Annotated in this window: 10 protein-coding genes; 3 read left to right on the forward strand and 7 right to left on the reverse strand. The window is 65.0% G+C overall.

Annotation, left to right across the window (positions count from 1 at the left end):
* Positions 1-304 precede the first annotated feature (304 nt).
* The 3 genes from GWK18_RS12500 to orn form a co-directional block, all read right to left on the reverse strand.
* Positions 305-541 (reverse strand): hypothetical protein, encoded by a 237-nt coding sequence (locus GWK18_RS12500; protein WP_166835627.1) that lies wholly within the window; start codon positions 539-541, stop codon positions 305-307.
* Between the two features lie 26 nt (positions 542-567).
* Entirely contained in the window at positions 568-2,085 is a 1,518-nt protein-coding gene (locus GWK18_RS12505) for a molybdopterin-dependent oxidoreductase (RefSeq protein ID WP_348535954.1), read from the reverse strand.
* A 431-nt stretch (positions 2,086-2,516) separates the two neighbouring features.
* Positions 2,517-3,167 (reverse strand): oligoribonuclease, encoded by a 651-nt coding sequence (gene orn, locus GWK18_RS12510; RefSeq protein ID WP_166835631.1) that lies wholly within the window; start codon positions 3,165-3,167, stop codon positions 2,517-2,519.
* Positions 3,168-3,352: 185 nt separating this feature from the next.
* Here orn and mptB point away from each other — a divergent pair, with 185 nt between their 5' ends.
* The 3 genes from mptB to recQ all read left to right on the forward strand — a co-directional run bounded on the left by mptB (position 3,353) and on the right by recQ (position 7,691).
* Entirely contained in the window at positions 3,353-4,924 is a 1,572-nt protein-coding gene (mptB, locus tag GWK18_RS12515) for a polyprenol phosphomannose-dependent alpha 1,6 mannosyltransferase MptB (RefSeq protein ID WP_348535955.1), read from the forward strand.
* Positions 4,925-5,300: 376 nt separating this feature from the next.
* A complete protein-coding gene (locus tag GWK18_RS12520) occupies positions 5,301-5,846 on the forward strand; it encodes a hypothetical protein (protein WP_166835633.1) in 546 nt (181 codons plus the stop codon).
* 9 nt (positions 5,847-5,855) lie between these two features.
* Entirely contained in the window at positions 5,856-7,691 is a 1,836-nt protein-coding gene (recQ, locus tag GWK18_RS12525; protein ID WP_123826510.1) for a DNA helicase RecQ, read from the forward strand.
* A gap of 10 nt (positions 7,692-7,701) precedes the next feature.
* Here the strand turns inward: recQ and GWK18_RS12530 are convergent, their stop codons facing one another.
* The 4 genes from GWK18_RS12530 to GWK18_RS12545 are packed head-to-tail and all read right to left on the reverse strand — an operon-like array spanning position 7,702 to position 9,624.
* The gene (locus GWK18_RS12530) at positions 7,702-8,073 is read right to left on the reverse strand and encodes a nuclear transport factor 2 family protein (RefSeq protein WP_123826511.1); all 372 of its coding nucleotides are present in this window, start codon (positions 8,071-8,073) and stop codon (positions 7,702-7,704) included.
* Positions 8,070-8,963, reverse strand: a complete 894-nt coding sequence (locus GWK18_RS12535) for an aldo/keto reductase (protein ID WP_123826512.1) — start codon at positions 8,961-8,963, stop codon at positions 8,070-8,072. Before GWK18_RS12535 ends, GWK18_RS12530 begins: the two co-directional genes overlap by 4 nt.
* A gap of 58 nt (positions 8,964-9,021) precedes the next feature.
* Positions 9,022-9,240, reverse strand: a complete 219-nt coding sequence (locus GWK18_RS12540; RefSeq protein WP_348535956.1) for a GNAT family N-acetyltransferase — start codon at positions 9,238-9,240, stop codon at positions 9,022-9,024.
* A gap of 12 nt (positions 9,241-9,252) precedes the next feature.
* Positions 9,253-9,624 (reverse strand): hypothetical protein, encoded by a 372-nt coding sequence (locus GWK18_RS12545; protein WP_166835635.1) that lies wholly within the window; start codon positions 9,622-9,624, stop codon positions 9,253-9,255.
* Between the last annotated feature and the right edge of the window lie 248 nt (positions 9,625-9,872).

Genomic DNA, 9,872 nt, shown 5'->3' on the forward strand with positions numbered 1-9,872 from the left:
AGCCCCCCCCCCCGCCGCCCGCCGCGCCGCCCCCCCGCCCGCCCCCCCCCCCCCGCCGGGCCCCCCGCCCCCCCGCGGGGGGGGGGCCCCCCCCCTTCGTCGTTGCTGTGGTGGCGGGAGTGAGCGGTGTCGGCCTCTCTCGCTCCCGCCTGCCGCTGCCGTGGCAACGGCACCATCCGTCTCAGAAGGCGCAGACGGTGGTCTCTTCCCACCTGCCGTAGCGGTGGGCCTTCTGAGATCGAGCCTAGGAAGCGCCCTGGGGGCGCGGAATGACCTGGGTCAAGCCCTGCCGAATTGCCAGGGATCAGCTGTAGTCGCGCTCCTCGCGGAGAACCCGGAATTCTCCGGCGGAGGCAACTGCTTGACCGATCGCGGTGGAGTCCAGGACCACGTCCTCCTTGTGCTTGAGGAACATCAAGGTCTGCTCGGGAGTGATCTCGAAAGCCACCGCCCCGACGCCGTCGACGTCGTAGACCTTGCTCTTGACCTTCTTGGTGTCGGCGTCACTGCTCACGCCGTCCAATTCGTACACGGTGGTCATGATCATCCTGCCTCTTCCTGAAGTCGTCAGATCCTTCCGTTGAAGGCCTGCAGAGCCGAATCCTCGCGAGTACCGCCTCGGCCGTCGCCGTATTCAGCGTAGTCAGCGATCCAGGCTACCTGAGCCACCCACTTGGTCATCTTGTAACCGTGGCTGGTTTCCACGCGCAGCCGTAGCGGTGCGCCCAGGTGCAGATCCAGCGGATGCCCGTTGCGTTCGTAGGCAAGGAAGGTCGATTCCTCCTCCACGTCCTCCAAGCCGATGCAGGAGTAGAACGGCTCACGCGGTCGGTTGTCGTACATCTTCTGCGCCAGCCCGTAGGAGGTTGCCATGACGTACCGCGCCGCGTCCGGTTTCGGGCCCAGCAGACCCATGACGTCGGTCAGTTTGGCCCCGCCCCACAGGGCGGTTGCCGACCAACCCTGCATGCAGCTGGTCCTGGCCGTGTACTCGACCTTGGGAAGGGCACGGATCTCGTCCAGGGTGACCACGCGCTCGCGGTCGTTGATCTCGTCCCGGATGGTGATGACGAAATCCTGGAAGTCGTTCTCCTTGTACCGGATCCATTCCTCGGATTCGTCCCGCGTGGGCGGCAGGCCGTTGGTCCAGTGGAACTGGGAGATGTTCTTCTCGCGGTACACCGTGTGGGGTGTGCGTTTGAGGTGTACCCACCCCAGCCCGAACTTCCGTCCGATCTCCGTGAACGGCACCAGGAATCGGTGCGCCCGCGCGCGGTCGGCCAGGGTCAGGTAGCTCAGTGCGATCCAGAACGCGATCACCGCGGCCACCGTGAGCACCGCAACAGTGAAGGCCTGGGCATAGCGGGAGGGATCGTTCACACCGAAGGCCATGTGCGGCAGGTTGTATTCGGGGTGGACCAGGAACACCAGTCCCACGTGAATGACGATGAAGACACTCATGGCCACCATGGCCAGGAAGTGCAGGGACCGCGCCCCTTGGTGGCCACCCCACAAGCGCACGTACCAGGGGAAGCGGATCCGGATCGACGGCGACATGGCGATGCCCGTCAGGATCATGAACGGGGCAATCACGAAAATGACGCCCGTGTACGCCAACTGCTGCAGTGCGTCGTACGGCGTGAAGTGCTCAATGGACGGGATTCCGAAGCCCAGGTAAATCGTGAACGACTCCCAGGCCCGCGGGAAGACATCCCAGGACGTGGGGATGATTCTGCTCCACAGGCCGGTGGCAAAGAGCAGAATCACGTAGATCACGCCGTTGAGCACCCACAGCATCACGCCCAACCCGTGCCAGTGTCGGCCAAGGCCGATGTTCTCGTGCCCGGGGAGCGCGAAGACGGGGCTGACGGAGCGCTCATCCATCAGCGAGGTGTAAACCCCTTCTTCCTGGGGCAGTTTGCGGCGGGTGAATTTCAGCCATTCCGTTCCGGGGGCACAGTCATTTCGCCACCAGAGCCGGGGGAGTGAGGACAGCATCTCCACGCCGCTGCGCAGGAGAATGCCGATCAGGACGAAATTGATCAGATGCGTGGCGCGTAGCCACGTGGGGAAATCCGGGTCCACGAAGACCTCCACGTCAGAGCCGACCCAGGGCCGACGGCGGTGATCCATCCCCTGCGGGCCGTAATGGCGGCCGACCCCCGCAGGACGACGGACCGAATGACGGAGTGCCTTCTAAGACGTGATGTTAATCACTCACCATGGGCAACCAGTAGTGATTTCTGGAGGTTGCCGGGTTCTTGACGGGAACGGGCAATTGGAACCAGGGGAGTGGAAACAAAGAAATCGGCCCCCGCCCGGGGGGCGGGGGGGGTTCTGTGGGGGGGGGGGCGGGGGGGGGGACCCCGCCCCCCGCGGCCCCACCCCGGCGCTCCGCCCCGTGGGCTACGCCCACCATGTTCGCGTCACGACTGCACAACTCGTGCACAGTCCGTGAAAGCAACGCGGACCACTATAACCCATCTGAACGGGTGTCGGTGCCGCGCCCGCGGTGGTTACTCTTCGCCGTCGTTCTGGGTGGATTCGGGGGTGGAACCGGTGCGGTGCGCGGTGATTTCCGCGGCCACCTTGCGGGCGGCATCCGACGACGGGCCGGGGGCCGGGACGAACACGGCGCCGCGGTAGTAGCGCAGCTCGTCGATCGAATCCTGAATGTCTCCCAGCGCACGGTGGTTGCCCGTCTTGGGAGGGGATTGGAAGTAGGCGCGCGGGTACCAACGGCGGGAGAGCTCCTTGATGGTGGAGACATCGATCACGCGGTAGTGCAGGTGCTCCACCAGCTCGGGCATGTCCCGGACCAGGAACGTGCGGTCCGTGCCCACCGAGTTGCCGGCCAGCGGGGCCTTGCCCGGCTCGGGGACCCACTCGCGGATGTAGGCCATGACCTGGTCCTGGGCGTCCTGCATGGTGGTGCCGTGCGGCAGTTCCTCCAGCAGCCCGGAGGTCGTGTGCATGTTGCGCACAAAATCGTTCATCTGCTCCAGGGCAGCCTGGTCGGGTGCGATCACGACGTCCACGCCGTCGCCCAGGACATTGAGCTGATCATCGGTCACCAGGACCGCGACCTCGATCAGGGCGTCGGCCTCAAGGGACAGCCCGGTCATCTCGCAGTCGATCCACACGATTCGTTCATTGGAAATAGCCACGCGGCAACTTTAATGCCAGGTGCCCGGGGTGCGGCTGAAGGGTTACGTCCCGTGCTCCCCGGTAGGATGACCGATGACCTATCGCGCCGACCCCCACTCCCGACGACGGGTGCTGTCACCTCCTCGCCGTCCGGCAGGCCGGTGCCTTCGCGCCGGGGTGGGCGCCCGAATCTCAGAGGGGACCAGTGACTGCAGACAGTAGCGAGACCGGCGTCTCCGCTTCCGCCGACACGACGACGGAGGGCGTGGGCCCGGCGGCCCAGCAGCGGTTGCGCAAATCCCCGCTACGAACCGTCATTGCAGGAGCAGTGGGGTCGATCCTGCTGTTCATCGGTTCCTTGGGTGTGGGGTGGCTCGCTGCCGTCTCCGAGATCCGGCAGAACCCCGTGGTCATCGCGCTGCGGTTCACCACCCCGGGTGCGATCGTCTCCATCATCCTGGTGGCGTTGGGCGGCATGCTCCTGGTCCGCGAGTGGCTGCGACTGGGGCAGAAACTGAACCATTGGGGACCGGACACCCGGAAATGGGTCAATGCGGCCATGATTTCGTGGTCCCTGCCCATGATGGCTGCCATCCCCATGTTCAGCCGGGACATCTACTCGTACATCGGGCAGGGACGCGTGATGCAGTCCGGGCTGAACCCTTACGAGTACGGGGTCTCCACGATCGAGAACTTTTTCCAGCTGGGCGCTGACCAGCTCTGGAGTGAGTCCCCGCCACCGTACGGGCCCTTGTTCCTGTGGATGGAGCAGGGCGTGGTGGCAATCACCGGCGCCCAACCGGACGAGTCGGTGCTGTTGTTCCGCGGGCTCTGCATCCTGTCCGTGGCGGCCATTGCCTGGATGGTTCCGCGGCTGGCTAGATTGCACGGCATCAACGAAACACGTGCCTTGTGGCTGTCCGTGGCCAACCCCTTGTTACTGGTCAACTTCATTCTGGCCGCCCACAACGACGCGATCATGATCGCCCTGGCCTTGGGGGGCACCCTGGCCGCCGCCACATGGCGGGACTGGCGCGGTGGCCTTCTTGGTGCCTTCCTGGTCACCATGTCCATTGCGATCAAACCGATCACCTTGGTCTTCCTGCCGTTCATCGGGTTGCTGTGGGCCGGCAAGGGTGCCTCCTGGACGCGTCGGTTCGCGATCTGGGCGCTGACCCTGGCCTGGTCGGTGGGGATTTTGGCCTTGATGGGATTTGTCTCGGACTTCGGATTTGGGTGGGTCTCCGCCATGTCCACCCCCGGATCCGTGTTCATCTGGTACGCCCCGGTGGGGATGCTCGGGCTGATCGCCAACGGCGTGGCCGGAATTTTGGGTGGTGACGGCGGCAAGGCGATGGACCTGGTGCACAGCCTGGGGCAGATGCTTGCGGTGCCCGTGATCCTGTACATGATGTTCGTGGGCCGGGACCAGAAGATCATTCGCCGTTTGACCTGGGCTTTCGCGGCGATCGTGATCTTCGCACCTATGATTCAGGCGTGGTACGTGGTGTGGCTGATCCCGTTGTTCGCCGTGACTGGCATTCGGTCGGACTGGCAGGTGGACGTTCTGTTTTTCCTCTCGGCCTTCTTCATGATCTACGCCGTGTCCGACCAGCTGGACGTGTTCCCGTACCTGGACATCGACCTCAGCTCGGGACGCACGATCGCCGCCGTCATCGCCATCGCCTACGGCGCGTACCTCTGGTTCCTGGATCCGGCCACCAGGCGGCTCTTCCGGGGCAAGTACCGCAGCACATTGCAGTCCACGGTGATCTGATCCTGACTCCGGTGACCAGGGGCGGTCGCGGGTGCAGACCCGTGGCAGCCTTAGACAAACCGAAGCTGGGCCCGGTCACGGTGGGCGTTCAACAAGGCCAGTGCGTCAAACTGCAGGCGATGGGATCACGGTCGGCGCTCAGGACGTGGTCCCCGAACGGAACAGCGAGGTCACGGTGTCCTATCAGCAAGCACCCGACGGGTACGGCCTTGTGCCCACGTCGTCTCGGACCCCACGTGACCCGGCGAAGGGAAGCAGGACGACCTTCCTACAGGGCCTTCGCTCGCAGATCCTGGCTACCGCAATTGTGGCTGTTCTGGCCACGATCATTGTCGGACTGGGCGCCCGTGGGCTGATTGAGGACAGACAATTCAATGTGATCGATGACGGAGCGATGATTGGATGCTGCACCTGGGTGGCGTTCACGCTGTTGTGGCCGTACTTCGGGTTCGATTACGACAAGGAGGACTTAGGCGTCCCCGATCGAGCGGCAGTTCCGCTCCTGGTGTTGATCGGACCCTTGGTGGGCTTTGCCGCAACTCTTTCGATGAGTGCTTGGCCCCTGCTGCTGGGCGACACCGCGGTCCCTGGCACGGTGACCGGTAACCTGTGGGGCCAACCTTTGGGACTGGTACTCATGGGTGGAGCCACGTGGGTGTTGACCAACGTGGGTGTCACGTTTTGCACCTTGGTGTTCGTCCCGTTCCGGCGGCTCTGGCTTCGGGGAGTGAGTGTTCTGCCCAGTTTGATTGGCCTGTTTCTGGGCGGTTGGTGGTACCTCGGGATTCAGAACGCACCGTTCCGAATGTCCACCCTCCTCACGGTGACCATGCTGATACCCGTGACAACCGTGGGCCCGGTTCTGGTAGGGCTTCTTCTGACCCATGTTCGTCAGCGCCAAGGGCCGGGGCTGGCCTTGTAAATTGGTCGGGTGAATTCTTCCCCTCCCGCTGACACCACGACCCCGCTCCAGGTGCTCCATGACGTCTTCGGGTACGACTCCTTTCGTGGTGACCAGGAAAAGATCGTGGAGCACGTCAGCGGTGGGGGAGACGCCGTCGTCCTGATGCCCACGGGGGGCGGGAAGTCACTGTGCTATCAGATCCCCGCGCTGGTCCGGCCCGGTACGGGAGTGGTGATTTCTCCGCTGATCGCGCTCATGCAGAACCAGGTGGACGCGCTGGCTGCGGTGGGTGTCAAGGCCGCCTTCCTCAACTCGACTCTGAGTTTCGAGGAAGCCGATGCGGTGGAAGCAGATCTCCTGGCCGGCCGACTGGACCTGGTTTACATGGCACCCGAACGGCTGGTCCAGAAACATACCTTGAACGTTCTGGCCCGCTGCCGGCTTGCGTTGTTCGCCATTGACGAGGCGCACTGTGTTTCTCAGTGGGGCCACGACTTCCGGCGGGACTACCTGGGGCTCTCGGTCCTGGCTGAACGCTTTCCCGAGGTGCCGCGGATCGCCTTGACCGCCACCGCCACGGAAGCGACCCACGCGGAGCTGACCGAGCGGCTCGGCATGGCGCAGGCACGGCATTTCGTGTCGAGCTTCGACCGGCCGAACATCCAGTACCGGATCGTGGAGAAGGACAACGCGCGCTCGCAGTTGCTGCGGTTGCTTCGCGCCGAACACGACGGTGATTCCGGGATCGTCTACTGCCTGTCCCGGCGCAGCGTGGAGCAGACGGCCGAAGCGCTGCGCAAGGAGGGCCTGGACGCGTTGGGGTACCACGCGGGGCTCAGCGAAACGCAGCGCGCGGAACGCCAGGCCAGGTTCCTCCGGGAGGACGGCGTGGTCATGGTGGCCACGATCGCCTTCGGCATGGGCATCGACAAACCGGATGTGCGGTTCGTGGCACACCTGGATCTCCCCAAGAGCGTGGAGGGGTACTACCAGGAAACCGGCCGCGCGGGACGAGACGGGCTACCGGCCACGGCCTGGTTGGCTTACGGTCTCAACGACGTGGTTCAACTGCGCCGCATGATCGACAACGGCGACGGCTCCGAACAGCACCAGCGCGGGCAGCGAGCCCACCTGGACGCCATGCTGGGGCTGTGTGAGTCCCTGACCTGCCGCCGCGTGCAGATCCTGCGCTACTTCGGGCAGGACGCCGAACCGTGCGGGAACTGCGACAACTGCCTGACGCCGCCCACGGGCTGGGATGCGACGGTGGCCGCTCAGAAACTGCTGTCCACCATCGTCCGGCTGAACCGTGAACGGGATCAGCGTTTCGGCGCCGGGCAGATCATCGACATTCTGCGCGGCAAACCCAATGACCGCTCAACGGCCTCCCGCCACCAGGAACTCACGGTGTGGGGGATCGGCGCGGACCTCAGCGTGACCGAGTGGCGCGGGGTCATCCGGCAACTGCTGGCACGCAACATCGTGGAGTCGGTGGGGGACTACGGGACGCTGGCCCTGGGGCCCGGCGCGGGTGCCGTCCTCCGCGGTGAGCAGGAACTTGAACTACGGCGCAGCCAACCCAAACAGCGATCCTCCGGCGTCCGCGGTCGACGTTCGACGACGACGGCGGACCTGTCGGGCCCGGAGGCGGTGCTGTTCGAGTCGTTGCGCGAATGGCGGGCGCAAGAGGCCAAGGAGCAGAACGTTCCGGCCTACATTGTGTTCCCGGACGCCACACTGATCGCCATTGCGCGTGAACGCCCAAGCAGCGTCCGCGGTCTCGCGGGTGTCAGCGGCGTGGGTGCCAAGAAGCTGGAGCGGTACGGGGATGCGTTGGTGGAGTTGGTGACCAGCTCGAACTGACCGCACCCCCCTACCAGGTGGAGGCCACCGTCTTCAGCGAAACCCATGCGCCGTCGTCGCGCGGGGCGAAATCCGTGCGCAGCCGCAGCCGCCAGGTGTTCCGTGAGCCCCAGATGGTGGCATCCGTGTGGGTGCGTGCGTCGACCGTCGCGGATTCCGGGTGAACTTCGACCACGACGTCCGCATCGCGGATCGAGTGGTAGGCCATGGTCGCGGCTTCGACCTCCCCGAGCCATTCGGTCTTGGGCTGCACGTGGCCGGTCATGTGGGTCAGGGTGTATTCGTCGGCCAGCAAGGGATCCAGCCTGGCGGGGTCACCGGACACCATGGCCGCGCACAGTGCCCGGTGCGCGGCCATGGCCTGGGAGCGTGAAGGACTCATGCCTCGGGGATGTCCATCCCGAAGCTGTCGAGCGTGACGTCCTCCGGTTCAGGACCGCCGCGGACCCCTGTGTCCAGGGCGTCGATGCGGGCCAGTTCGTCGTCGCTCAACTCGAAGTCGAACACGTCGAAGTTCTCCGCGATTCGGTGCTCCTTGACGGACTTGGGGATGACCTGGCGGCCTTCCTGCAGGTGCCACCGCAGCATGATCTGCGCGGGGGACTTGCCGTGGGCCTCCGCAATGGCCACGGTCTCCGGGTCCTCCAGCGTGGACTTGCGGTTGTCGTCACCCCAGCCGGGGTAGAAGGTGATGCCACCGATCGGTGACCAGGCCTGGGACACGATGCCCAGTTCCGCGTTCTTCTCCAGCAACTCACGCTGCTGGAAGTACGGGTGGATCTCGATCTGGTTCACGGCCGGAACCACGGTGGCCTCCGCGAGCAGGCCGTCCAGGTGATCGGGCATGAAGTTGCTGACGCCGATCGCGCGCACCTTGCCGTCCGCCAGCAACTGCTCAAGGGCTTTGTACGCAGCAATGGTCCGGTCAAAGGTTTCCGGAAGGGCCTGGTGGAGGATCAGCAGGTCGATCTGCTCCACGCCTAACTTGCCTGCCGCCTTGTCGAAGGCGTGCAGCGTTTCGTCGAACCCGAAGTCGCTGATCCAGACCTTGGTCTCGATGAAAACTTCAGACCGATCCAGACCCGATTCGCGGATGGCCTGACCCACCTCGCGTTCGTTCCCGTAGGCAGCGGCCGTGTCGATGTGCCGGTACCCCGTCTTCAGGGCGCTTGCGACGGCGGCCGTGGTCTCCTCGGGCGGGGACTGGAAGACCCCAAAGCCCAGTGCGGGGATCTCGATTCCGTTGTTCAAAGTGATCATGGGAATGCTCATGTCCCTCAGCCTAGGCACGTCGGATCCTCCCGAGACAGGCACTCTTGGTACCAGGTTGTCACTGGGCGGCGGGCCGCCACATGGAATACGGTGCCGCCCGCTCATTGAGTTGGATACGTCGCATCGGTTGGAAACCGTGCCGCCGGTAGAGGTTCCCGCTCCGGGCGGTCGAGGACTCCAAGTACGCGGGCTGGCCCGCCCGGTCGGCCTGGTTCAGGCGGTGGTCCAGGAGCACGGCACCCACCCCCTGGCCCCTCGCATCCGGGTGGACGCCGATGGCATGGAGGTACTAGTGCGGCGTCGTCGGCCGGTACTTGGCCATCTCCGCTTCAATCTTGAGGGCGCGGACCATCCCTCCGGTTCCCAGCGCGCGGTGGAAGTCCCGCGCGTGCGTCACGAGGCCGGGGATCGTGGGCCCATGGTGCCCCGGGGCGTACCAGGCAGCCGCACCGATGATCTGCTGGCCCTCCCGAATCGTGTCCACCGTCCCGGCCTGGATGGCTCCACCGTTGAGCAGACCACGAAACAGCCACGGGCCGCGTTCCACCATGACGGCCGGGTCCGTGGTTCCCATAGCGGCCTGCATGGGTGGATCCGACTGGAAGGCCATAGCCATCAGCTCGGACAGTTCATCGAGGTCGGCCGGCGCGGCCGGTGTCACGGTAAACAGCGCTTTCTCCTGGTGTGCTCGGCCGCCTTCTGGACAACTAGGGACGGCCTCAGACGGGCTTCTGATGGCCGCTGCGCAAGGAATGGAGAGCCCATCCGTAAACTGCAACGGTAATGCCTACTTGTAGCACCATGAGCGCGGGTGTGAGCGAACCGGTCAAGACTGCCACTAGGTGTACTCGGCCACGACGTTGGTTACAGGCGGCTGGTCGGAGGTAGTCCGTCGAGTGCGCTGTGGCG

It is taken from the genome of Kocuria sp. JC486, assembly GCF_011602805.1.
GTDB classification, from domain to species: Bacteria; Actinomycetota; Actinomycetes; order Actinomycetales; family Micrococcaceae; genus Kocuria; species Kocuria soli.